This window comes from Grimontia celer (assembly GCF_900055185.1).
In the GTDB taxonomy this organism is placed as follows: Bacteria; Pseudomonadota; Gammaproteobacteria; order Enterobacterales; family Vibrionaceae; genus Enterovibrio; species Enterovibrio celer.
Genome location: NZ_FIZX01000002.1, coordinates 1,363,162 through 1,388,465, shown reverse-complemented (window position 1 = coordinate 1,388,465; position 25,304 = coordinate 1,363,162). Strand labels below are relative to the sequence as shown.

Annotated in this window: 18 protein-coding genes; 10 read left to right on the top strand and 8 right to left on the bottom strand. The window is 47.2% G+C overall.

From position 1 onward, the window contains the following. Window positions 1-35: 35 nt before the first annotated feature. Complete coding sequence (locus tag GCE9029_RS16540; RefSeq protein WP_062664860.1) at window positions 36-1,058, bottom strand: LacI family DNA-binding transcriptional regulator; 1,023 nt, start codon at window positions 1,056-1,058, stop codon at window positions 36-38. A 289-nt stretch (window positions 1,059-1,347) separates the two neighbouring features. Continuing rightward, window positions 1,348-1,830 carry a 2-thiouracil desulfurase family protein gene (locus tag GCE9029_RS16535; protein WP_197475373.1) on the bottom strand — a complete coding sequence of 161 codons (483 nt, stop codon included), beginning with the start codon at window positions 1,828-1,830 and terminating at the stop codon, window positions 1,348-1,350. A gap of 197 nt (window positions 1,831-2,027) precedes the next feature. On the opposite strand from GCE9029_RS16535, the gene GCE9029_RS16530 reads away from it, so the two are divergent. Then, window positions 2,028-2,915, top strand: coding sequence for an alpha/beta fold hydrolase (locus GCE9029_RS16530; protein WP_062664858.1), 888 nt, complete (start codon window positions 2,028-2,030; stop codon window positions 2,913-2,915). A gap of 20 nt (window positions 2,916-2,935) precedes the next feature. Here the strand turns inward: GCE9029_RS16530 and speB are convergent, their stop codons facing one another. After that, on the bottom strand, window positions 2,936-3,850 hold the full coding sequence (speB, locus tag GCE9029_RS16525; RefSeq protein ID WP_062665752.1) for an agmatinase: 915 nt from the start codon (window positions 3,848-3,850) through the stop codon (window positions 2,936-2,938). Between the two features lie 249 nt (window positions 3,851-4,099). Between speB and GCE9029_RS16520 the strand changes: the two genes are divergently transcribed. The 4 genes from GCE9029_RS16520 to GCE9029_RS16505 all read left to right on the top strand — a co-directional run bounded on the left by GCE9029_RS16520 (window position 4,100) and on the right by GCE9029_RS16505 (window position 6,913). Beyond that, complete coding sequence (locus GCE9029_RS16520) at window positions 4,100-5,227, top strand: patatin-like phospholipase family protein (protein ID WP_062664856.1); 1,128 nt, start codon at window positions 4,100-4,102, stop codon at window positions 5,225-5,227. 132 nt (window positions 5,228-5,359) lie between these two features. Beyond that, window positions 5,360-5,770 carry a DUF1330 domain-containing protein gene (locus GCE9029_RS16515; RefSeq protein WP_062664854.1) on the top strand — a complete coding sequence of 137 codons (411 nt, stop codon included), beginning with the start codon at window positions 5,360-5,362 and terminating at the stop codon, window positions 5,768-5,770. A gap of 15 nt (window positions 5,771-5,785) precedes the next feature. Further along, entirely contained in the window at window positions 5,786-6,301 is a 516-nt protein-coding gene (locus GCE9029_RS16510; protein ID WP_062664852.1) for a GNAT family N-acetyltransferase, read from the top strand. A 15-nt stretch (window positions 6,302-6,316) separates the two neighbouring features. Beyond that, entirely contained in the window at window positions 6,317-6,913 is a 597-nt protein-coding gene (locus tag GCE9029_RS16505; protein ID WP_231870127.1) for an HAD-IB family hydrolase, read from the top strand. A gap of 5 nt (window positions 6,914-6,918) precedes the next feature. Here the strand turns inward: GCE9029_RS16505 and GCE9029_RS16500 are convergent, their stop codons facing one another. Then, complete coding sequence (locus tag GCE9029_RS16500; RefSeq protein ID WP_231870162.1) at window positions 6,919-8,898, bottom strand: EAL domain-containing protein; 1,980 nt, start codon at window positions 8,896-8,898, stop codon at window positions 6,919-6,921. A 261-nt stretch (window positions 8,899-9,159) separates the two neighbouring features. Then, complete coding sequence (locus GCE9029_RS16495) at window positions 9,160-10,794, bottom strand: methyl-accepting chemotaxis protein (RefSeq protein ID WP_062664848.1); 1,635 nt, start codon at window positions 10,792-10,794, stop codon at window positions 9,160-9,162. A 481-nt stretch (window positions 10,795-11,275) separates the two neighbouring features. Between GCE9029_RS16495 and GCE9029_RS16490 the strand changes: the two genes are divergently transcribed. From GCE9029_RS16490 to GCE9029_RS16470, 5 genes are all read left to right on the top strand, one after another. Next, window positions 11,276-11,611, top strand: a complete 336-nt coding sequence (locus GCE9029_RS16490; RefSeq protein ID WP_062664846.1) for a zinc ribbon domain-containing protein YjdM — start codon at window positions 11,276-11,278, stop codon at window positions 11,609-11,611. Window positions 11,612-11,822: 211 nt separating this feature from the next. Continuing rightward, the gene (locus tag GCE9029_RS16485) at window positions 11,823-13,175 is read left to right on the top strand and encodes an ABC1 kinase family protein (protein WP_062664844.1); all 1,353 of its coding nucleotides are present in this window, start codon (window positions 11,823-11,825) and stop codon (window positions 13,173-13,175) included. A 100-nt stretch (window positions 13,176-13,275) separates the two neighbouring features. Further along, window positions 13,276-13,911 carry a YdcF family protein gene (locus GCE9029_RS16480; protein WP_062664842.1) on the top strand — a complete coding sequence of 212 codons (636 nt, stop codon included), beginning with the start codon at window positions 13,276-13,278 and terminating at the stop codon, window positions 13,909-13,911. Window positions 13,912-14,057: 146 nt separating this feature from the next. Continuing rightward, the gene (locus tag GCE9029_RS16475; RefSeq protein WP_062664840.1) at window positions 14,058-14,837 is read left to right on the top strand and encodes a DUF1266 domain-containing protein; all 780 of its coding nucleotides are present in this window, start codon (window positions 14,058-14,060) and stop codon (window positions 14,835-14,837) included. Beyond that, window positions 14,834-17,617: a J domain-containing protein gene (locus GCE9029_RS16470; protein ID WP_062664838.1), complete on the top strand. Its 2,784-nt coding sequence runs from the start codon at window positions 14,834-14,836 to the stop codon at window positions 17,615-17,617. The genes GCE9029_RS16475 and GCE9029_RS16470 overlap by 4 nt, the downstream gene beginning before the upstream one ends. A gap of 59 nt (window positions 17,618-17,676) precedes the next feature. Here GCE9029_RS16470 and gepA read toward each other — a convergent pair whose 3' ends face one another. From gepA to GCE9029_RS16455, 3 genes are all read right to left on the bottom strand, one after another. Continuing rightward, window positions 17,677-20,211 carry a phosphodiesterase GepA gene (gene gepA / locus GCE9029_RS16465; RefSeq protein WP_062664835.1) on the bottom strand — a complete coding sequence of 845 codons (2,535 nt, stop codon included), beginning with the start codon at window positions 20,209-20,211 and terminating at the stop codon, window positions 17,677-17,679. Between the two features lie 333 nt (window positions 20,212-20,544). After that, entirely contained in the window at window positions 20,545-22,224 is a 1,680-nt protein-coding gene (locus tag GCE9029_RS16460) for an Hsp70 family protein (RefSeq protein WP_062664833.1), read from the bottom strand. Window positions 22,225-22,318: 94 nt separating this feature from the next. After that, entirely contained in the window at window positions 22,319-25,297 is a 2,979-nt protein-coding gene (locus tag GCE9029_RS16455) for a methyl-accepting chemotaxis protein (protein WP_231870126.1), read from the bottom strand. Between the last annotated feature and the right edge of the window lie 7 nt (window positions 25,298-25,304).

The following is a 25,304-nucleotide window of genomic DNA, read 5'->3' as shown; positions in this document are numbered from 1 at the left end:
AATTTGCGGCTGTTTTTTTTGGAGTGGATGCGGGATTAAGCTGGAGTGACAGGTGCAGTCTCTAACGTTTTCACCGAACCGCGTTCCATGAGGGTTGGGAATAAGCGGGTGTTAATGTTGGCTAACGGTTTGCCTTCCAACATATTGAGTACCCCGCGCGCCGCTTCGCAAGCCATGTCTTCTAGGGGGAAGTGAATGGTTGTGAGGCTTGGCGTCATGTATTGGCTGTAGGTGTGGTTATCGAACCCGACAATTGAAATGTCTTCGCCGACTGTCATGCCGCGATCATGGCAAACACCATAGGCGGCCAGGGCGATGCTGTCATTGAGACAGAAAATCCCTGTGATGCCGCTGTCGCGATCCATCAACCGGCGCACGGCTTTATCGTTGCCATCGTGATCGAAACGGCCTTCAACAACCAGATTCTGATCGTACTCGATGCCGTACTTTTCGAGCGCATTCCGATACCCTTGAAGACGCTCTCGGCTATCAATTTTGCTTAGCTGACCAGTAACACAGCCAATGCGTGTATGCCCGTTTTTGATCAAGTACTCTGTCGCAATGTAGCCGCCCCATTCGTTGTCCATGCAAATACATTGGTCGGAGATTTCCGGAATGTATCGGTTCATCAGCATGGTTGCCGGCGTTTTTTCAACGATCTGCAGAATGTCAGCGTCACTCATCATGTCTGATGTCAGCACCAATCCATCAATCTTCTTCGCGTTGAGGAAATGAATGGATTCCTGCTCTTCATCATAGTTTTCGTGACCGCTGGTGATAATGAGGTGGTAGTTTTTCTGGCGAACCACTTTCTCAACATGGTGCATTAACGGCCCGAAGTAAGGGCCATCAAAGGTACCCACCAACATGCCAATGCTGTGAGATTTATTCGACGCCAGTGCTTGAGCAAAAGCGTTGGGTTGGTAGCCGAGTTTTTCGATGGCATCGAACACCTTCACGCGGTTTTTTTCCTTAACCGACTTGTGACCATTCAACGCCCGTGACACGGTCGACTGGGAAACGTTCGCCAGCTCCGCCACTTCTTTTATGGTAATCAACGAGATCTTCCTTAATTTACCTGATGTTGCACGCCGTGATTTTATTGCCTCTCATTGCAATGAAAGTGCTTTCTTTAGTAATGACTAATGGATGCAAAATTTCGCCTTAATCCGAAGTTGCAACCTTATTCATTTGGCGCAGCTATTTTTTCAAATAGCGTTAGTTTTGCCACGAAATGCGAAGCATTGCCAAATGGAAAGGCTTTACATCACTCACAAATGTTCAGTAATTAACACTTTTGATACCAAAGTACTCAATTATGAGTCACTAATTTCAGTGAAAGCGTTTTCATAATTCTAGCTCAGCCAAAGCATCTTCAACGGTGAACTGGCTGAACACCTTGATACCGTGCTGTCGAAGAAGGGCGGTGGTTACTCCATGACCGGGAATTTTTTCACCCGCAAACTCGCCGCTATAGATGAGAGAACTACCACAGGAAGGACTGGATTCGGTGAGCACTGCAATTTCAATGTTTTGTTGTTGGCAAAGATCGAGTGTTTTTTGAGCGCCTAATGCAAATTGCTGGGTAACATCGATTGCATCAACGGAAATCACTTTTCCTTTTCCAGCAATTACTAAATCACCATCAGCCACATTGATTTCTGCTGGTGGACGGGGCGTTGGCAATCCACCGGCTACTTCCGGGCAGAAGGTGACAATATCGGCTAACTGCGTTAAACGTTGAAATGCTTGGGATTCTTGAGGTAGGGCATTGCCGTCATAGCGAACTTTCTGCCCCATCAGGCAGGCGCTGACCAACACTTTTTTCATTGAAATTCACACTGATTCGAATAAGTGGGTTGTGATGTTATCGAATTTAAATGACAGGAAAACAGACTTTTTTTCATTCGAGAGTTGAGGAAATGTGAAATCCGTCAAATAATTAATCTTACCCGCTGTCAGAGAGAGGCCTTTGCATCATGGTGTATTCTGCGGATTTTCGGGGATCACGGAGGGAGAACCAAACCATGTCTGAAATGCTGCATCAGTACCCAATCATCAACGGACGCGAGATTCATGTTCGTGCATGGAACCCTGAAGGTGGGGAGACAGTGATCTGTTGGCATGGTTTGGCGCGAAACAGCATTGACTTTGTTGAGCTGGGCGATGAGCTTGCTTCAAGAGGCTACCGCGTACTCGCCCCTGACACGCTGGGCCGAGGACTCTCTCAGTGGGCAGAAAACCCGAAAACTGAATACAGCTACGCCAATTACATTGATATGGCTGTGAAGCTGATGGACTTTTATTGCTGCGATAAGGTGCATTGGGTTGGTACAAGCATGGGCGGTTTGATTGGCATGTTGATCGCGTCCAGCCCTGATTTCGGTGCTCGGATTTCCACATTGGTGCTTAACGATATTGGCCCGGAAGTGCCGCAAGATGCTTTAGAGCGTATTGTTAATTACGTGCAGAAACCCATCGCATTCCGTCGCTATAACGAAATTAACCAATATCTCCAAACGCTATATCAACCATTTGGTCCTCACACCTGCGAACAATGGCACACCATGATTTCGGCTTCTGTTCGCAGGCTGGAAAATGGGGACTACACCACGCACTACGACCCGGACATTCTCGCACAGTACGACCCTAACTCTCCGCCCATGAATCTATGGCGCCATTTCGGTAATTTGGATCTGCCACTTATGCTAATGCATGGCTTGCACTCAGATGTGTTGACGAAAGACATTGTAAAAAGAATGCGGGATGAGCAGCCGGATATGGCGGTGAACTACTATTTGGGATGCGGACATGCGCCGAATCTGTTCTACAAATCATATCGACACGACGTAGAGCACTTTATTGAGGCGCATCCGATCGAGAGAGTCGTCAGCCAAAAACGTAATGCTGGCTGACGAGACCCTTTACTCAAATATTATTTGGCAGCCCAGAGGTGCAACAGCTCGGTCGCGATGGTTGCGCCCGCCAATGCGGTAATTTCACTGTTGTCGAACGGCGGGCTGACTTCCACCACATCCATACCCACCAGATTAATGCCGCGTAATCCGCGTAGAATCCTCAGTGCTTTGTCCGACGTAATACCACCAATCACAGGTGTGCCGGTGCCGGGCGCAAACGCAGGATCCAGGCAGTCGATATCGAAGGTGACATAGGTTGGCTTGGCACCGACCAAGGCTTTGACATGATTGGCGATTTCATCTGGCGTCATGTCGTTGGCGGCTTCTGCACAAATCACGTTAAAAGCGTGATGATCTCTGTCGTAGTCGGTACGAATTCCAATCTGAACCGACACTTTGGGGTCTATCAAACCTTCCTTTGGTGCATGGTAAAACATGGTGCCATGATCATACTGACTGCCCTGGCTGTAAGTGTCGGTGTGAGCATCGAAGTGTATGAGCGCCATCTCGCCGTGTTTGGCGTAATGTGCCCGTAGGAGAGGAAGGGTAACGAAGTGGTCTCCGCCTATAGTCAGCAAAGCTTTGCCTGTTTCAAGGATCTCACTGGCCGCTTTGGTTGCTGTATTCAGAAAGTCCTCGCTGTCACCGCAGGTAAACACCAAGTCACCAGCATCAACAATATTGCAGCGCTCGCGTAAATCGAAAGGCCAAGGGTAGCGAAACCCTTCCCAGGCAAGATTGACTGAAGCGCGTCTCACTGCATCTGGGCCCAAACGTGTGCCTGAACGTCCGGTTGTCGCCATGTCATAAGGCATGCCGAGAATGACTACGTCCGCTGCGGTGTCTCTTGGATCTCTAACCATGGGCAAGCGAAGGAATGAATACGGATTGGAATACAGCGAGTCATCTTTTCTTGCAAATATGTCTTCCATATCAGCCTCTTTGACGATGGTTTGGGTATCACTATCAATCGGATTGTTCATTATTCCTATAAATTAGCAGCATGAGCGAAAATCTTTGTCTATTTTCTGCATCAGCGAACAATTCACTGAAAGGCATGTAAGTGAATAGGTCAAACTGTGATGGCCTCGCGTTTGTCCCGTTTTGAATAAGAAACTTAACCCGTTTGCCTAACTTGTTGGTCTATAAAGACTCCAGTTGATTGAAATGGAGACAGGGAAATGGCAACAACAAGACGCAACAAAAAACCTAAAGTTTGTCTGGTGCTGCAGGGTGGTGGTGCGCTAGGTGCTTATCACATCGGTGCCTACCAAGCGATGAAGGAAGCAGGTTTTGAACCGGACTGGTTTGCTGGTATCTCCATTGGCGCACTGAACTGTGCAGTGCTGGCTGGGAATACGCCAGAAGACCGATTAGGAAAATTGGAAACGTTCTGGGAAAGAATTTCCCGCCCAGACACTGATGCACACATTCCTAATTCTTTAGCGATGGCATTCAATACGATGAGTGCCTCATCGGCGCTAATGTTCGGACAACCAGATTTCTTCACGCCGCGTCCAGTCAACCCTTGGCTGGCCCCTCCAGGTGAAGCTGCGACCAGTTTTTATGATACGTCACCACTGTTTACCACCTTGGCAGAACTGGCTGATTTTGACCTTATCAATCAAAACAAAACACGCCTGACAGTTGGTGCGACTCGCGTAACTGACGGTGAGTTGGTGTTTTTTGATAGTAAAACCGACGAGATCGCCCCTGCACATGCTGTGGCGAGTGGTTCACTGCCACCTGGTTTCCCTGCAACTCAAATCGGCGAGGAATACTTCTGGGATGGTGGTGTTGTTTCCAATACGCCAGTTAATGGCATTCTCGATTTAGCGGGTGATGAAGAGCTGCTGATCTTTATGGTCGACCTTTGGAACGCCAATGGAGAGCTCCCCAAAACCATGAGTGAAGTGCTTTGGCGCGAAAAAGAAATTCAGTATGCCAGCCGCACCAGTGAGCATGTGGAAGCGCTCATCGCCAAACGCAACCTTGACCATGTGCTGAAAACGACACCGGGTCTCGTCGACAGTGCCCAAGTGCCGGATGTGACCACGCTGAAAGCAGGAAAGAAAATTGATATCGTGCATATCACTTTTGACCCCCTTGAAGGACATATTCCTTTGAGTGACGCAGAGTTTTCCCGCCGTTCAATTCGGTTACGTCGAGAGTGCGGTTATAACGACATGAAACAGGCACTGGAAGAGTCTCCATGGACACAACCAAACGAAGGTTTACCGTGTCATTTCCACCGCCGCAAGTTCGAAGGTTGCTGGATAGAAAACAAGAAGCTGGATAAAGCGTCTTAAATTAAAGCTGCCAGCTCTCTAAAATAAGGGGTGCTGGCAGCTCTTGGATTTTTTTACAAAATCCTTTCTCAATGATGACCTAATTTGTTAGCTTGTTCATAGAGTTAGCAAAAGACAGGAAATCATTGTTCAATGGAAGTCACCAACGCGCTGTATCCCACCGAAGCGCAGTACGAAACACTACATGCCTCCCCTGAAACAGGTGAAATTCAACTTCTGAACCTGTTTAAATTCCGTGAGAAAGCGCAGTACCCAGATGGCAGGGATTCCGACCTTTCGGGTAAAGAAGCCTACGATCTTTACGGTAAACCCATGCTGGAGGTTCTCACTGAATATGGTGCCGAAGTGGTTTACTTCGCTGAGCTGACCGAGATGGTGATTGGTCAGGTAGAGGACCTTTGGGATGCAGCTGTCATCGTCAAGTACCCTTCCCGCAAAGCGCTTCTGGAAATGACTTCTTCTGAGGAATTTAAAGCGTTGGCTATTCATCGAGAAGCGGGTTTAGAAGGGCAGTTAAACATTGAAATGAAAATCCCGAATTAACATCTGAGGTATCTGATGCACATCCAATATCTACCTGACGCTGAAATTACTGACTTCATCGATGAAAAGCTCAGGCTACTTCTGAGTGCCAGCTTCTTAAACAATCAGGACTCTGAACATTTTGCTTGTCACCGTTACTACAAAGAAATGCCTCAACACCGATATATGGTGTGGGAAGGAGATGAGCTCGCAGCGCATATTGCCGTTCACGAAAAGCAGGTATCTATTGATGGAAATGACTACTCCATTGCGGGTATCGCTGAAGTTTGCGTCAACCAAGCATTTCGTGGCCAGGGGCTGGTAAAGCGGTTACTGAACGAAGTTCACCAACATAGATTGGCCGCAGGGGATGACTTTGCATTGTTATTCGGGGAGGCAGAGATATACAGTTCCAGCGGCTATCAAACCACAACTAACTTGTTATTACACCATCCGGATAAAGGATGGTCGTTAGCAGGAAAAACCATGGTGAGAGAGCTCGATAAAGAGTGGCCATCAGGCGACGTAAAGCTGATTGGTTTGCCTTTTTAACCGATGAATTTAGCGTTGTTTGATTTTGATGGTACCGTCACCACGGAAGACACCTTTACTGCGTTTCTTTTCTACGCGACCCCAAAACGTAGGCTCGTGATAGGTTTTGCGTTGGTGTGGCCGTTTATTTTGCTGTACAAGCTTGGCCTTCTTCCTGCCAGAAAAACACGTCCAGTACTTGCATACGTTGCGTTTTGGCGTCGCCGCGAAGAAGAGGTCGATCTCATTGCAAAGCGCTTTGCTGCGGAGTATCTGGCAACCGTATTAAGGCCAGATGCGATGGAAACGCTCGCTGAGCATAAGGCGAATGGTGACGACGTTTATTTGGTGTCTGCAACGCTAAATATCTATCTCCGCCATTTTTGCCAACAGCACGGTATCAAACTGCTTAGCAGTACAATGGAAGTCAAAAATGGCAGGTTTACAGGTCGATATGTGAATGGTGATTGTAGTTGTGCAAACAAGGCCATCGCAGTGAAAGGTGCGGTAGAGCTTTCCAATTACAGCATGATTTTCGCGTACGGTGATACTGACGAAGATCTGCCCATGTTGGAATTAGCGGACAAGAAAGTGATGTGCGGCAAACCTTTGACTTCGATAAGCAGGAAATAGAGTCGTCAGCTATCCTGCATCTTGCTGCCTGCCATTACCTGTTCAATATCCTCCTTACTCAGTGCCTGATGATAATAATACCCTTGAGCGATATCGATATTGCATTCTGACACCAGGGAAATTTCCGTGTCGTTTTCCACGCCTTCAGCAATGACTGTGTAGTGCATTTCTTCCAGTGCCTGACTGATGTGGCGGTAAAGCACTTGCCCGGATTGGCTGGAAGTGTTTTCCAGGAATTGGCGATCCAACTTAACGAAATCGGCATTGAGGTTAGCCAGCATTGATAGACTGGAATAACCAGAACCAAAGTCGTCGATGGCTACGTTGAATCCTTCTTTTCTTAACCGGTTAATGACGTTCTGCGCCTTGTCTTGGTTCTGAATATAGCTGGACTCAGTCAGCTCAACCACGACGGGCAAGCCTTTCAAATGTGTGATGAATAAGTTGATATAGTCCCGGTCTAAAAGTGCATCTACTGTCATGTTCATGCTGACTTTGTGCGTCAATAAGCCTCTTTCCTGCCAGTCTTGTAAATCGTAACTGAGTTGATCAAGCACCCATCGATCGATAGGTAGATTTAATCCAGCATCGTTAAAGTCTTCCAAAAATGACGGCCCATAAAAACGGTCACCTTTTTTCAGTCGAAGTAAGGCTTCCATGCCGATCAATTGGCCCGTTTTCAGATTGTATTGAGGTTGATAGAACAAGACCAATTCCCCCTCGATCAGTTGTTTCATGTGGGCATTCACTTTATCGAGCTTTTTGTCAAAGTTGAGTTGTGCCTCGTTTAGCAGCACATCAGAAGATGAAAGAACGTTAGAGTTTAAGCGCAATTTTCGGATTAATGCGTCTCTCACTCCTTCATTACTTCTCTCTTCAAAATACTTGATAAAGGGGCGATAAATGGCGACACCAATTGTGATTAGGGCGATCTGTAGAAAAACAGCAATCACATCCCCACCTGTTATTAGCCAGGCATTCATGAATATGGGTGTTACCCAGGAAATGGGCTCACTGATGATTTCTACCGGTATAAACGAAAGAAAAGTGTAAGCCAGTACATGATTGACCAGAGGGACAAGCACGAAAGGAATGGCGAGGGCAGGGTTATAAATGACCGGCAAACCAAAAAGTAGAATCTCATTGATATTCAAGACTGCAAATGGAATGGAGATTTTTGCCACTGCACGACCATGCGAGCTTTTAGAAAATAGCAATAACGCCAGAATAAGCGACCATGTGCTGCCTGCGCCGCCATAGACCACAAACAAATCGAAAAAATTGGTGAAAGGGATATTGGAAACGTATAAATCCGACACGAACTGAGTATCGAAGAAGGTGTAATAGGCCGCTGCTCCGTGAATACCGGTAATCCAGAAAAGATGGATAAATATGGTGTAAGAGATCGCTTGCAATTGTAAGGGGAGGCTGGCAACCCACTCGACAAAGGGTGTAAAAGACACCAAGTGCAGTTTTGGTACCATGAATACAGCCACAATGTATATGATGATATATGGCAGGGTGGCATCGACATTCCGTGTCAGTGAGCGGTTTAAAATGCCTTTGGGATCAATGGTAATTCTCAGATACTTGTTCAGCAGCACATACATGACGCAGACAAAGATTGGAATTGCGATGGCCTGCGGTAAAACAAATTTGTCTGTCAGTTCTAACCCTGTTTCGCCCAATTGAACAAATCCAGAGAACTTAAAAAACAACAGGACAGTGAGAATAGTGGCGTGGACCCGCTCATAAGAAAAACCAAGCGCCAAATGTGAGGCTAAAGACATGGTCAGAAGGGGAGGGAAACTCAAGTCGAACATTTTCGACAGGGTGTCAGCGGTGTCTATATCCAATATCCCAACGTGTTGGTTGATGATATAGAAAACAATCCAGAGTGAACGAAGAAACATATAGGGAAGAAGGGCCAAAACCGCTTCACGAAAGCTCATTGCGAATATCTTCAACGCCGACATTCTTTGCATAGCGAGCACTGAATTGACTCCTGACAGATTATTATTCCCCGGACAACACCAAAAGATTACTAGGGCATATTGGATGGGGTTATTAAATTTGCTTCATGGTATCGCTAATGATTGTGTTGTTTATGTGTAGCTTTAGAGACTAAGAGAATGTTTTGTCCCCAAGCAACCTGAAGAAAAACGGATAAAGCCCCAAGAAGGGGCTTTATCCGTTCTCTTACCCGGCAGTGGAGGGCAGGGAGAATAAGGGTGTCGAATCAGGCTCTATAGCGCATTGGACACTTTGAATCTTCCGACTGAGCTTCTGAATTTACCCACCAGGTTATTAACCTCACGGGCAGAACCTTGAACGTCTTCTGCGGATTCATGGTTATTGGCAGCCATGTCTGCAATGCCTTGAATGCGGCGGGCCAGTTCCTGGTTGGCAATGGTTTGCTCGTGCAGTGAACGTGAAACTTCCTCAATGATGTTAATGAGGTCCATCGACTTTTGATGCATTTCTCGAACGGACTGCTCTGCGGTATGGGTTTGTGACATGTTGTCACTCACGACGGACACACTGTCTTCGATGTGGTTGACGGTGGCTTCAATACCAGTACGAAGCTCCTGAATCGTAGAAGCAATCTGCTTGGTGGAATCGGAAGTGCGAACTGCAAGATTACGTACTTCATCCGCCACAACCGCAAAGCCACGCCCTTGATCACCCGCGCGTGCTGCCTCAATCGCTGCATTCAGGGCGAGAAGGTTGGTTTGTTCCGCCACATCGTTAATCACGCTAATGATGCCTTCAATCTCTTTCGAATGCTGGTCGAGCTCAGCGACGGCAGAACTAGAGCGCTGTGACTTCTCAGACATCTGGTCCATATTGCTGATGGTTAACTGCATGGTGTTGGCACCTTCCTGCGCCTGAGCACCGTTTTCATTCGAGAGCGATTTCATCTTGTCAGCGTCATGAGAAATGGTATTGATGCTGGCTGCAAACTCTTCTACCAAAGCCGCGATACTCCCTGTATCTTCAGATTGCTGAGTAGAAGCACCGACAATGTGATTGGAAAGGGTCTCAAGCTTAGAAACTTCACTATTCAGTTGCGTTGCGCCTTGTGCAATCCCGGTCAACGTTTCTTCGAAAGCAGTCATCAGGTTATTAAATGCTCGGCCTAAGTCAGTGATTTCGTTTTTACCCTGAAGGCGTGAACGCACGGTCAGGTCGAGGTTTTTCTCGGCCGTTTGAAGTAAGTTCTGAAGTCGGCTCAAGGGTTGAGTAATACTGCGGGCAATCGTAAATGAAATACTGGCTAGAACCAGTGCTATCGCACCCACCAAAAGAAGCATCTTACGCACGTCTTCATAAAAAACGGCATCGACATCATCCACATACAGGCCCGTATTCAGCACCCAGCCCCACGGCTTGAAAGGCAGGGAGTAAGCAATTTTCGGATAGGGTGTTTCATCTGAACCGGCTTTTTTCCAGTGATAAGTGACGAATCCACCGCCGCTTCTGGCCTTTTTGACTTGCTCCGCGATGATGTAAACGCCGTTAACGTCCTGAAGGTCTGCGAGGTCTTTGCCAATCAGGTTACTGGCGATGGGGTGGTGCACCATGGTGGAATTCATATCATAAATCATGAAATAACCATCGGTGCCGTAACGCATGGCATCCATGGCGGTAATCGCACGTTGTTGTGCTTCCTGGACAGAAATTTCTCCCGTCTGCGATTGCTGGTATAAACGGGTAACCAGGCTCTCGGCTGTTTCAACCAGTACCTGAATCTGACTTTTTCTTTCTTCGAGCATATTGTCTCGCTTGATGATGAGCGAGATGGTGGTGACTGAAACCAAAGACAGCAGGGCAATCACAATGATCAACGATAAACGTTGCCGGATAGACAGCGCGTTCATGTTTCTCTCCCTAAGATCTAACTAATTAAAATAATGGGCTTTATCAAAAGTGAGCATAGCAATTGAATTCATAATTGCTTGCTGCCAAATTCGCTGGTTATGTTGCAAAAATGTCACAGAAAAAACATGCCATTCTGTCTGACTAGGTAGACAAGGGGCTGGGGGCTTTCTATTTGTAAATTCATAAGCCGAATGAATTTAATGTGACGAATCAACATTTTCCGAAAATGTGATCCGATGCATTCAAATGTAAGGAAACTGATCGTTCAGTGATGCGGATGTGGGCAAGCTTGTGACTCGATTTTCACCATATTGTTGCAGGTGAAGGGCTAAATAATCTTAAACCCGGAAAAAGTGTGTGCTTATCACGTTTCGCTATATGCGAAGCTAGGGGTTTGGTTTAGACTAGCGCCTCTTTGTACCAATCGGACTGACGATTTAGTCCAATTGGTATTCTCCATCCTTACCGAGGTGATCAATCATGTCTTTACCAAATTGCCCACAATGTAACTCTGAATACACTTACGAAGACGGTGCACTGTATGTATGCCCTGAGTGTGGTCACGAGTGGTCTCAGGATGCATCAGCTGATGCAGAAGAGACGAAGGTAATTAAAGACTCTAACGGCAATGTTCTTCAGGATGGCGACACAGTTACTGTGATCAAAGACCTGAAAGTGAAAGGATCGTCACTGGTTGTTAAAGTGGGTACCAAAGTGAAAAACATCCGTCTTGTAGACGGTGACCACGATATCGATTGTAAAATCGATGGCATCGGCGCAATGAAGCTGAAGTCTGAGTTCGTGAAGAAGGTTTAAGTCCTCACTTACCCTGAAAGAACCGCGCTTTTTAGCGCGGTTTTTTTGTATCTTAGATTTATACCCAAACAACCTGTAGATGCCCGAATTCAGAGGTCATCAATGCGTTGCTGAATCATGCATCTTCAGATTATTTGGGTATATGCCCAGTGAACGATTATCCGTTCTGTTCGTACTGGTTTATGGAAAAACAACAAAAAGGACACATATTGTGGCTGAGTACGACGACGGTAAAAAGGTTCCTACCAATCGAATGAGCAGGGTCGGTATGTTTGGCTCTGTGGTCACCAAAGTGGCGACCAACATGGCAGCGGAAGGTGCCAAACAATTGATTGCAGGCAAGCGCCCAAAAGCGAAAGACCTACTGCTGACGCCAAAGAACATTTCCAACATCACAGATCAGCTTGCCCAGCTTCGCGGTGCTGCAATGAAAGTCGGCCAGTTGCTGAGTATGGATGCGGGTGATGCCTTGCCAAAAGAACTCACAGATATTCTCGCCAGACTGCGCTCTGATGCAGCGCCAATGCCTGCCAAGCAACTCGCTGACGTGCTGGCAGGCGAGTGGGGCGGTGATTGGCAGAGGCACTTCCTTTCTTTCAAGTTCAAGCCAATGGCGGCGGCCTCTATTGGACAGGTGCATTTCGCCTACGATGATGACGGCTCTGAACTGGCAGTTAAAGTGCAGTACCCTGGTGTGAAGAAAAGTATCAGCAGCGATGTCGATAATGTGGTGACGCTGCTTCGCCTGACAGGGCTGGTACCAAAAGAAGTTGATTACAAAAGCTTGCTTGAAGAAGCCAAAAAACAGCTCCATGCAGAAGCGGATTACCTACTGGAGGCTGAACATGCAAAAGCCTTCCATGAATTGCTTAACGAAGACGACAGTTTTGTTGTTCCCAAAATCAAAGATGCGCTAACCACTTCGTCGATACTGACCATGAGTTATGAGCAAGGCGAACCGATCGAAGATCTGGATAATTTGCCCGACGCACAAAAAACGGAACTGGTGTCGAACCTTTTCACCTTGCTCTTCCGAGAGGTGTTTGATTTTCAAAGGATACAGACAGACCCCAATTTTGCTAACTACCTGTATCAGCGTGAAACAGGAAAAGTCGTCCTGTTGGATTTTGGAGCGACACGCCTTTACAACGACACTATCAGTGAGGGATATCAGAGGTTGTTAACCGCTGCGATGCATAGCGATACGGCGGGTGTGGCAGATGCCATGTCACAAATCGGCTTTTTCAGTGAACATATCTTCCCTGAGCAAAAAGAGGCCGTGGTGAATCTGGTGATGACGGCTTGTGAACCTCTGCGCCATGTCGGTCCTTATGATTTTGGCCGCAGCGATCTCGCCAAGCGCATACATGATGCCGGTATGGCTCTGAGCACCGAGCAAGGATATTGGCACACACCACCTGTCGATGCACTTTTCCTTCACCGAAAAATAGGCGGTTTGTATCTGCTTGCAGCGCGTCTTGGCGTAAGTGTCGATTTGCCTAAATTGTTTGCCCCGTTTGCTTGGGAACCAGAATCTGAACTTGCAAAAGTGGTGGCGAATTAACCATTCGCTGCCGAATTTCAGAAAATGCGTGTCATTGCTTTGAAATGAAAGGGCGTTAGGAGTATTGGTACTTATACAAAACCTATCGGGAATACTACACATGCCAGCACGTCTTTATAAACACATCGAAACCATCTGGAATTTCCACCTTATGGGGCATGAAGTTACGCCCGCAGACTGCCTGTTTGTATTGTGCAGTAACGATGTACGAGTCGCTGAATATGCGGCTGATCTTTACCGTAGAGGGTTGGCGCCGTATGTATTGGTATCTGGCGGAAAAGGCAGGTTCACCGAAGAAGTGTTCGAAAAGTCGGAAGCTGAGACGTTCGCTGAAATTCTGCTTGATGAAGGGGTTCCTGGCAGGGCAATACTGCTGGAGAAAGAAGCGACCAATACCGGTGAGAACGTGACGCTGTCACATGCTCTCCTTGAACAAAAGGGGCTGAGGTTCAACCGTTTCATTCTCGTGCAGAAACCTTTTATGGAACGCAGAGCTTACGCAACGTTCCTGCAGCAGTGGCCAGATGAAGTTCAAAGCGTTGTTTGCACCTCTCCTCCTATCCCGTTCTTGGAATATCCCAATACTGATCTGACGTTTGATCATGTTGTTAATGCAACGGTAAGTGATTTCGAGCGAATTAAAGATTATCCAGCACAAGGTTTCCAGATTGAGCAGCCGATACCGGATGAAGTGATGTCTGCTTATAACGAGATTAAGAAAGCGGGACTTTGGTGAGACATCAGCAGAATTTAGACGATGAAAGCGGCTTAAAGTCTAATAACCTGATCAATCTCTCTACACTTTGATACCTTAAACCGTCATCCTAATCTGATGAAATATTGCTCTAATTGCATGAAGTGATTCAGAAAAGCAGGTTCAGGATGACGGCGCAGACTCCCAAAAACTTTGATCCCTCCCTCCCACATTGCCAATGGTGGCTGGCGATAACCTCGCCACAAATCAGCTATAACCGTGGCGATTATGACTACGACTTACCCGCGCTAAAAAGAGACTTGGATGACCCCGTTGAGTGGGGCAAAAATTTTATTGACTGGTGGGGAATTGATACCAGACGCGAATGGCATGAAATGATCCATCGGCTTGCTATGGCGGAAGTTCACGGTGATGTGTGGGCCGGTGAATTTGGGCGTCGTGCCTGTATGAGTGCTAATGAATGGCAACAACGAGTTGATAGTGTCCCAAACCCCGTTGCCAAAGCAGAAATGCGTTATCTGGACGCCGCATATCGCCATGTTGGGTCAGCCGGTTTCAAGGGATGGGATTTTTGTCGGGGATCTTTCCTTACTCGGGCTGGATATGGTGCGGGGAAGGTGACACAGGAAGAGTTTGTCTTCTTGCTCAATTACTTCAGCCGACAAATTCAAAAGCACTTCTCAAGCTGGGAGCAATATACCCAAAGCTTCATATTTGGTCGTAATTACTGGGAGTATATGAACGATCAGGATGAAGACAGCGACAACATCAGATACTTACTGAACAACGGCTTCTATATTGGATTCAGCAGTTTCTATCAATGTTTGGAAGAAGATACAGATTGCCCAATCCCTGCACTTGATTGGAACGTGGAACTGCCTGATATACCCCAGCCAGAATCGCTTAGAGCCATTTTGAGTGATGATGAAGGGGAGGCGCAGTCATGAATATGTGGGAAGTACTCGACCTGGAGCAAACGACTGACGAGTCCGTTATCAAAAAAGCCTATCGCGTTAAGCTCCGTCAGCACCATCCGGAGGATGACCCTGAAGGCTTCAAGCGGGTTCGGGAAGCCTATGAAAATATCCTCCAATGGTTGAAAAGCGGCGGAGACGAGAGTACCGAACAAGCAGTAAGCGAAGAAGCCGAAGCGCCTTCTGAGGTGCATCCGCATTCTGAATCTTTCAATCAATTGCTTCAAAATCCCGTAAAACGTATGGATTTAGCGAGCTGGAAAGCTTGGACAGAAACCAGTCAGATGCTGCAAATCGATGAGCAGCAAAAGATCTCAGACGATGCAATTACCGTAGTGTTGGCAAACCGCTGGCTTCCTCCTTCTATTATTGATGTGCTCTGGAATGGGCTGAGTTGGAATTTGTTACTCAACGGCGAACAACAGCAGGTTGAGCTGGGTGAGTTTCTGGATGAATGGCGTCAATTGCCATTGTCCGTCAGTCTGGAAGAACTGGCTCAATTCAGCGCACCGGAGCAACGCGCACTTCTGAGCTTCCTTCGCCCACTCCATATTGCTCTTTCCAGAGGGCAGTTAGATGCATTGGAATACCATCTCCAGCAATCGCTGACTTTTGTTCCGCCAAACATTCTGAACGTAAAAATCAGCGTGCTTAAAGCGCTCGTGGCCTTGAAAACCAAGCCTTCAATGGTTGCTAATGCGTTGGTTCTTGAACTACTTCAACAACCCGCTGAGGCATTAACACTAGCTCAATGGGAAGTGGTGGCTGATACGGCTAAGTTAAGCGGCAATGCAGCGGCAATAGATGAGGTCACTGAAAAGTTTATGGCTCTTGGCGCATTCTCCGAAGCGGCAGAGCTCCAATATTCGGTTTCACTCGAGCACGATAAATTATTGGCAATGAGCCTTGCCTGTATGCGTCAGCGTTGGAGCCCGCTTCCTCCGGTTTTTTGGCGCAATGAGCGACAACTCTACCCAGAACCAGAAAGTGATCCTGAAAGATTAATGTTTAACTGGCTATACGGTCAGTTAGTCAGTCATAACAACGGTGCAATCAGCCACAGACTCGACTTTATCGGTGCAGAAGGGCGGACAGCGCTGATAGTGAAAGCGATTTGGGCGGCGCACTCTGGCAGTTGGGCGTGGATGTCTTCATTGAAGCATGACCTCACCAAAGAGTTCGAGATAGTTGAAACCCTCAGTGAACGCGTTGCCATCACCTTGGTCCTGAAATGCTTACAGGAAGTGATGGAAACCCAAGGCGGCTCAGAAACGCTCCAACAAAAACTCACGCACTATGAAACAGACGCCTTCCTTACACAGGAAGCGTTGACGATGGAAGAGCTGAGTTCGCTGTCGAAAGAAGGTTGGCTTGAATGTATTCGTCGTCATCCGCTGTTGCCAGACAGTTGGTACCGACAGCTGGAACAAGCAGAAGTACTGGTGATGGATGAAATCCGCGAAGGGTCTATTTATCCCTTCTATGTGGATTCACTCTGTTTCTACCGAAGTGCCAACCCGAATTATGAAATGAGCAGTGTCTGGCAAGGCAGTCCTTTCGACAGTGTGTTTGATTGGACATTGTTCTTTATGTCGCATCTTGGCTCAGGCGGTTTGTCTAAGCAGTCAATTGTCGAAGCTCTGCCAGCGTTACCCGACAGCCATCACGAAGGACCTATTTCACTTGTCCTGCCATTTGCTGCCCAATCGGATGAGTATTTGCCAGAAAGTGTCCAAGCGTTTTCCCGATACCCGGATCAGTTTGTTTACCGGCTGGTGGTCGACAATCAGGTATCACTGTTGGTTAACAATGAGAAGCCAGAAGCCCTGATGGAGAAAGCGAGAGCACTAGATCTCTGTGCCACCATGGCGCTTTCCCGTCTTCTAGAAAAAGACCATTTCGATGAGGCCGTCGTGTTCTGGAACTTGGTCGCGGCGAATGTAGATTCAAACCCGCAGTTCCATGTGGTTGTCGATTGGCAACAACAATCGCTGATGCGCCTGAAAGAAGAAAAGGGCTTGGTGAAAGAAACCTATCACTATGTGAAACCCGAGTTTCTGCATGCCATGATCACCACCAACCGGGAGTGGTTTGCGCCACCTGAAGAGTTTGAAGAACACTCACCAGAGGATGAAGCGAAAGATTTCCATTACCCCATGTGCATTCTTCTCACCCAACTGCATTTAGGCCTGGAAGGTGATGGATACAACATGGCTTCGCTCAAAGCTTTGGCAGACAGGCGTAAAAAGCAGACTGAACTTCAGCAGGAAACCACGGACGTAGCGGTTGAATATCTGGACGAAATGTATCGCCAGAAGCTGGAGAAAGACATTGCAGAGAAAGGCGAAAAGGCAGCAACCTACAGCAAAACCAAGTTGAAGTTTCTCTCGTTCGTCTTCTTTGCTGCCTGGGTCTTTGTTTTCCCAATGACCGTGATGGCAGGCTTTGACGTTTCTAAGGAAACGTTGGGAGGCATGGTCATCTTTCTGTTCATCACCCACAGCCTTTTAGCTTGGCAGGTTTCGCGTCCAATTATCACCAAAGGCAACAGGAAGAAATATTTGTTTTACAGCGTGTTCACCTTGTTGGCAGCCATGATATTCCGCTCAGTCTTCCTCGCTTTCATCAATGTTATTACCCACTACATGACCGCCAATGGGCTGAATGATCTCTACTCCCGAGGTGGCTGGGATAGAAAAGTGGTGGCAAGAAGGAAGATCAATATGAGGAAAGTGTTGGGGTTTAAGGATTAGTACACTGAAATAAGAAGCGAAGAACCGCAAGAAGGGCCCAATGACGCTAACTTTACTGATTAAACAGTAAGCGTCGCGGGCCATTTATCATAGGCGACAGCTTTACTGAACAAAAAGCCTTGCCCATAGGTTTCTCCGCTCAGCTCGCTAAGCATCTTGGCCTGTTCTCGGGTTTCCACGCCTTCGGCGACCAGCTCGATATTTAGGCTCTTCGTCATATTGATGATGACGGCGACGATCGAGGTACTTAGCGTTTCCTGCTCTAGCGTTTCTACAAAAGCACGGTCGATTTTCAGACAGTCAAATGGAAGCTTACTGAGGTAAGAAAGAGAGCTGTAACCGGTACCAAAATCATCGATCGCGATGTGAACGCCGAGATCAATAATTGCCTGCATGTTTGCCGTGGTAACAAGATCATTCTCAACGATTCTTGACTCCGTCAACTCAAGAGTGAGGTTGTTGGGATTCAAACCTGTTTTCGACAGGATTTTGCGGAGCGTGTCGGTGAAATCGGCGTGAACCAATTGATTGACAGACAGATTTACGTGGAGATGAAATTCTGGTCCCCATTTTCCTTCATTCATTCCCTTTACTGCATCCGCACAAGCTTGATAGAGGATTTGATCGCCTAGTTTTTCAATGAGTCCGCTTTCTTCAGCAAGCGCGATAAACTCCTTCGGCTCAATCACGCCAGACTCGGGAGATACCCAACGAGCAAGAGCTTCTGCACCAACCACTTTGCCGGTATTTAGGTCAACAATGGGTTGGTAAAATGGAACAAACTCTTTCTTTTCGATGCCATCTTTTATCTTCGCTAGCATTTTGGTGCGCTTGCGAGAATAGTCAGCCATTTCCGGCTTGTAGTAACTGATATTGGTTTTATCCCGTTTAGCCTTGCTAAGCGCAATGCTGCCGCTTCGAAGCCATAGCATCATATTTCGCTCGAGATGGTCGGCCACGATGCCGATAGAAGCGCTGACTAAAATTCGCTCTTTCTGAATGATGAAAGGAGAGGAGAAGAGTTGGACCAGTTTGTTGGCGTTCTTGTCGATAATGCGATCGCTTGGGTTATCGATAAGGTAAACGGCAAATTCATCACCACCCACTCTTGCAATGTAGCAATCTTCCTCGAAAAGCACTTTGAGCTCATCTGCGATGGCGACAAGTAATTGATCACCTGTAGATTGTCCAAGGCTATCGTTAATTTCCCGGAACTTGTTTAAACCAATAAACATTAAGCATCCATTGTATTCTCCCCGACGATCGCACACCTCTGTCAGGCCTTCCCGGCTATAAAGTTCAGTTAGTGAGTCGTAAAGTAACTGATGGCGTAGCGCGCGGAAAGAAGCTTTGATGTTATTGGTCATTTCTGTAAAAGCGAAGACCAGCATGGAGGTTTCATAGATACCCCCAGGCTTCGGCATTTTACTGTCCCATTCGCCTTTAGCTAGTTGTCGTGCTGCGGCCGCTGTGGACGTAATAGGCGCGACGATTTGGTTAAAAGAAATTAGCCCAACAATGATGCCAAGCGTGCACAGAATTAAACCGATAATCCAACTGTCCCGCTGGCTTCTGGGTAGTTTACCCAGTAGTGCGTGTTCTGAGGTGGCAACGCCGATATACCACTCGAGACCATACTCATCAGTGTATGGGGTGATCTGGTTGAAATAACGCTGCCCGGCCACGTCTGTTGTGAATCGGCTGACCGTTTTACGGATTGAGAGTTGATGTTCTTCGGCATACTCTGCGCTGGCAAGAATGATGGGATTGGTACTCTCTGTCGTCAGCAAGCGCTTTCCGGCCGGGCTGATAGATGTACCCTTAGAGATAATGCCGCTGGTGTCTGATTGAGCAATTAAACGTAGTTCACTGTCATAAAGATAAATCTCCGCATTGAACTCATTTTGCTTCTCGATAAGGAAGGCATTGAGGGTGTCTATTTTGACGTCGGTCACCACAACGCCAACGAGCTCCTCGAGATAGAAAACGGGTGCCTGTGCAGACAGCGTAATTTCCTGCCTTTCATCTGCGTTTGTGTATATCTCAGACCAGCCAGGTTTTCGACTTTCGGCAACTGGCGCATACCAGGGGCGGACACGTGGATCGTACTCTGTAAATACCGAGCGGATATTTTCGCTGACCTGGCTCCCTTGGTAGATGATTAGATTATCGTTGGTCCGCTTGTCTTGAACCATAAGGGTGTAGTCGTCTTCGTTTTCTTTTCGGTAGGCAACAAAGTCCCCACCTTCACCACCGAACCCAATGGCATCCAGCCGCGGAATATTGAGATAAATATCTTTGAAATTTGAGAGCAAATACTGCTCAACTTTTGAGGTGTCACCGACTTCATATAAGCGGTTGAAACTGATGCCATGGCTAAGAATAAGACTGGCATTGAAGGGAATGTTCAGAAACTGCTGAAGCTCCAACGTCACATTTGAAGTCAACGATGACAGCTGCTTGCGGCTGGTATCCTGAGCTATCTCTTCAAAACTATTGTTCTGAACGGCAAAGACAATACCGATTGTGAAGAGAAGAATGATAACAAACGGGAGCAAAATTGCTGTTCTAAGCCTAATTTGAGTCGGTGGCATATTGTTGTTTTTATCCCATTTACGTCTAGGTGTTCCATTAGTGACTAATTTTCGTGTATAGAAAAATTACCCTCAAAGCACCAAAATTTAGACGTAAATAATTAATAGATCAATTTAGGATTTGCGAAAAATATTCTAATTTTCTGATATACGAAAAGGTAGGATGGAATTTTATTTGGTAATTCATTACCTTGGCTAGGTGAAATGTCCGATTCTAGTCTGCAGGGTTCTTGGGAGGTAATCTTGTAGATGTTTAGGTGCACCAAGAAAAGTTTCGTAGTGCGCCTCGTGTTTCTGGTTCTTAGAGTTGAGTTCTATATGAGCAAGGCGTTATCAACTAAACCCCAGCACTTTCAACTGCTGATCAACCGACTCTCTCGCTTCACGAATAACACGTTCATCCTGGCTATCCAGTGCTTGTGTGAAGGCGACTATCAGCTCCTCGACTAATTGGCGTTCCTCGGCGAGCTTTTCCTCGTAGAGGCGGTTTAGTTTCTCTGACATAGCAATGTTAGGCAGCTTGTCGCGAGGGTGGACTTTGAGCTTTGCCAGTCGTTCGCGGCTGGCGGATTTGTCGTCTTCACTCATGCCTACTGGGGTTCGGTCGATGATTTTTTGGGTGGTTTTCTGCGTCGAAAGTACGGTTACATCCACTTCCAGCAAGCCGTTAATGTCATAGCTGAAGCGGACATCAATGGCTTCTTCACCGGCTTTTTTTTCGGGCACCGCGATTTCAAATTCGTTGATGAAGATATTCTCACGAACCCAGTAGCGTTCACCTTGGTAAACGGCGATTCTGACAACGTTTTGATTGTCTGTGGTGGTGTAGTAACGTTCAACACGGGAAGTAGGGATAACGGTATTTCGCTCGATGATGGGGCTAAATACATCCACCTGACCATTGCGGTTTGAAGCGATGCCTAGGCTGAAAGGAGATACATCCGTCAGCACAATCTCCTCGACGGCTTCATCGCGCAAACGGCAAGCAGCTTGAGTGGCTGCGCCCATCGCAACAACTAAGTCAGGGTCGATAGAGATCTTACCAAAACGTCCAATCAAACGGGTCGCGAGTTGCTGAACCTGACGCAATCTCGTCGCGCCGCCAACAAAAATCAGTTCATCAATATCTTCCGGTGTAATACGCGCATCGCTCAATGCCTGACGAAGTGGCTGGGAGAGTCGCAGCATGGTCTCTTTCCAGATCTCATCAAGCATGAATGGCGTGAGTGAAAATGATTTGGCGAAAGGCTCGGGCAGACTGATCACAACGTCTCCTTCGCCGATTTTCTTTGCGTTTTCACAAGCGCTGATGATCTTTGCCATGTCATTCAGGGCAATGTCGCCATCGTCAGTTTTGACTTTATCGACAACATAATCTGCAAGCTTACGCGTGAAGTCTTCACCGCCAAGTCGGTTATCACCGGCAGAAGCGCGCACATCAACAAACCCATCAGCGTGTTCTACGACGGTGACATCAAAGGTACCACCGCCAAGATCAAACACCAGAAAACGGCGTTCGTGAGATTCGTGAAGGCTGTAAGCAAGACAGGCAGCAGTCGGTTCGTTGATCAGGCGAACAGCAATCAGATCAGCCAATTCTGCAGCGAGGTGAACCTGTTTGCGTTGTTGGTCACTGAAGTAAGCGGGAACAGAAATCACTACTTCGCTAATGGCATGGCCCAGAAAAGCTTCCGCATCGGCTTTAAGTGAACGTAGGATGAGGGCACAAAGCTCAGTCGGAGTGTAACGCTGTTTACCCAGTTGATATTGCTTGTCAGAACCGAGGTAACGTTTAAAAGCAGCAGCGGTTTCCCGAGGACGAGTAACCAAACGAGAGTGAGCCGCTTCGCCAACCAACACTTGACCGCTGTCATCGATACTGACGACTGAAGGGGTGAGGTATTGACCAAGGGCATTGGGGATCAGTTCTGCGCTTCCATTCTGCCACACAGCGATAGCGCTGTTCGTTGTGCCTAAATCAATCCCGATTGCCAATTCGTTTGGAGCTGTCATCCTTTACATCCATGTCCATCTTTACTCTGCACAGGGTAACAGCAGAATTTTCCGGCTTAAATGATCGATATCGAGACTTGAGGTTCAACGGCTTTTAATAATTAAATCGACCAATCATACGGTTGAGGTTTTCTGCCTGCTCATTCACACCATCCATATTGTTGTTGATACGATTCAGAATACGCGCACATTGCTGAATATTGTCGCCCACATCCGTTACGCCATCAGAGGCTTCCCTGACGCGGTCAAATTGCGCTTTGATGGAAAGATTTACACGCTCGAAGTTGGCGCAAACTTCACTGTTCGACTGGGTGATTTTCGATAAAAGCTCACCAGACAGATTCACCTTTTCAGCTCCCAACGTTACACGAGTATCAGACTCTTTAATCAGCGAGGAAATCTCTTTCGCAGCGTCAGCGGAGCGTTGTGCTAGGTTTCTTACTTCACCGGCAACCACAGAGAAACCACGCCCTTGCTCTCCGGCACGTGCGGCTTCTACGCTGGCGTTAAGCGCCAGAAGATTGGTCTGGAAGGCAATGCCTTCAATAGTTTCGATGATGAGCTGCATTTTGCGGCTGGAGTCAGTGATTGACTTCATCGCGTCTTCGACTTCTTTCACCAGCACTTCGCTTTGATGTGCATGATCGAGTGCGGTCTGTGAAACGGAGACGGAGACTTTGGCGTGGTCAAGCGTTTCTTCTATGTTGCTCTTCATCGCAGCCATACGCAGTGTTACGTCTTTCAGGCCTTTGATTTGAGTGTCTAACTGGCTATTGAGGTTAGAGACTTCGGCGTTGGTCTCTTTTGAACTGTTGGTTGCAGTTGCTGCGGAGCCCTGAATTTCTTGCACCATGTATGCAAGGCTGATAATGGTGTCGTTAATGCCTGATTTGAGTTTCTGGTAATCGCCAGACACTTTATGGTCAAAGGTTTCAGTTAGGTCGCCTCTAGAAAGCTTCTCCAAAATTTCATGAGTGTGAGCGAGTGTTTCGTCGATGTTAGTTGCAGATTGGTTAACTGCATTAGCGAGATTGAGCAAGTCACCGGATACTTTGGTGGTCTGGCATCGTGCCGAGAAATCACCTTCAGAAACTTGTGCCATAACAGAAACAATATTCGCGATGACTTCGTTAATAGAAGTCGAAGCGCGATTCACGGCAATCTTCATTTCTTCTAATTTCCCGGCTGCTTCGATGGACGCCGTTTGTCCGAACTTACCTTGGCTAAGCGCTTCCATCACGTCACAGATATTGACGATAACGCCCTCAGTATTAGCAATAGATTGGTTGATGGAGTCTTTCAGAGAAGCAAGCTCTCCGGCGGCAGGTGTGGTGATACGTTTGTTATAGTCGCCGACTTCAAGCGCTGACATGACCAACTTGGCATCTTCGATGAAGGCAGCGGTGGCGCGCGCAGAACTGTTCACCTGAGCTTTCAGCACACCGAGTTGGCCTTTGGCATTAGTGGTGACCTGAGAGCTGAAATTGCCTTGTTCGATTTTCGCCATCACATCACCGATCCCTTTTACCGTGACTTCAATTTCGCTGGCGAACTCATTAATACTAAGTTTGAGCTTCTGTAAATCACCGGTCATTTCCGAGCTAACGCGTTGAGAAAAATCTCCTTCAGAAAGGCCTTCCATGGTGTTCGAAATACTACCCACTGCCGTATCGAGTGACGCGAGCATGGTATTTAGAGCTTCTGCCGCTTGTCCTGTTTCGTCTTTGCTATGGACGTTGGCACGGTCGGAGAATCGCCAGCTTTCACGTAAACTCAGAATAAAAGCAGAAAGCTCCTGAATGGGTTTAGCGATAAGTTGGCCAAAATGTTTAGCAGAGAAAAGGACCAAAGCGACAAGCACAAAGGCAACGACCAGATAAATAAGCTCTAAACCGGTAATAGCTTCTAATGCCTCACTGACATCCTGCTCGACGATAATCACCCAATCTGTGTTATTACCAATGGTGACTTTTCGAAATACGGTGAACACATCATGGTCACGGTAATTTAAACCGTGGATGGCCGTGTCAGGGATCGAGGATGTGCTATTGAAGGCAGCCTCGACCGCAATGGTGCTGATGGTTTTGTTCTCACGAAAAGCCGATTCAACGGTCATGTCTTCGCTGAGAAAGGTGTCTGAGCGGAGTTTGCGGTCGGGGCCGACGATATAGGATTCGCCCGTACGTCCGAGACCATAGCCCTTGCTCATGACTTTGCTGATTTGATCCAGTGGCAATTGGATGACCAATGCCGCTTTAGGTACGCCATTCACATACACAGGTGTGGCAGCGAAAGCCGCAGGCGTATCGTAAGAAGGGAGGTACTGGCCATAATCATTGAATACCGTTTCTACCTCTTCTCCATTTAAAAGTCGGGTTTTCAGATCACGATAAGTATCACCAAGGCCAGATGAGGCATAAGGGCCTTCATCTAAATTGGTAGCGAAGTCGATTTCTTTGAAAACAGAATACACCACGTCACCTGTGGACAAGCTGACCAGAAAAATATCGTAGAAGCCAAAATCATCGAGGTATTGGCGGAATGTGGAGTGGACGTTCTTATGCACTTCGTCATAAGCAGAACGTCCAGCCTGACGAAGTTGATCTTTCTGACCAACGGGATAATGATTTTTGACGATGTAGGCGTGCTGTAGCGAAATCATTTTCGCATTTGCACCTTGCATCAATTGTCCGGTCTCTAACGTAGAGTCAGTCTCGAATTGATAATTTGGGGCAAACGTCTCCTCATAAAACGCCGCCAGATCCTGCATTTTCTGTTGGATGTTTTCTTCCGGGTAATCCTTGAATGAAGAAAGAAGGGGAGAAATAGCATCAACGGTCAGAGGGTTTTGGGCAATGCTTTTCAACACTGACTTTGAGTTTTCAAAATAAAGCTCTAAGGCATCCGCTTTGAGTTGAGCGATGGCCTGCAAGGATTCGCTTTTCTGCTGCTCTATAGAATTGGAAGAACTGTAGAGGCCAATCAGTGCCGTGAGTACAGTAGGCACAAAACCGATTAGGCAGAGGATGACGGTCATTTTTTTGACCAACGCAAAATCCTCAAATTTTTGCATCCAATTC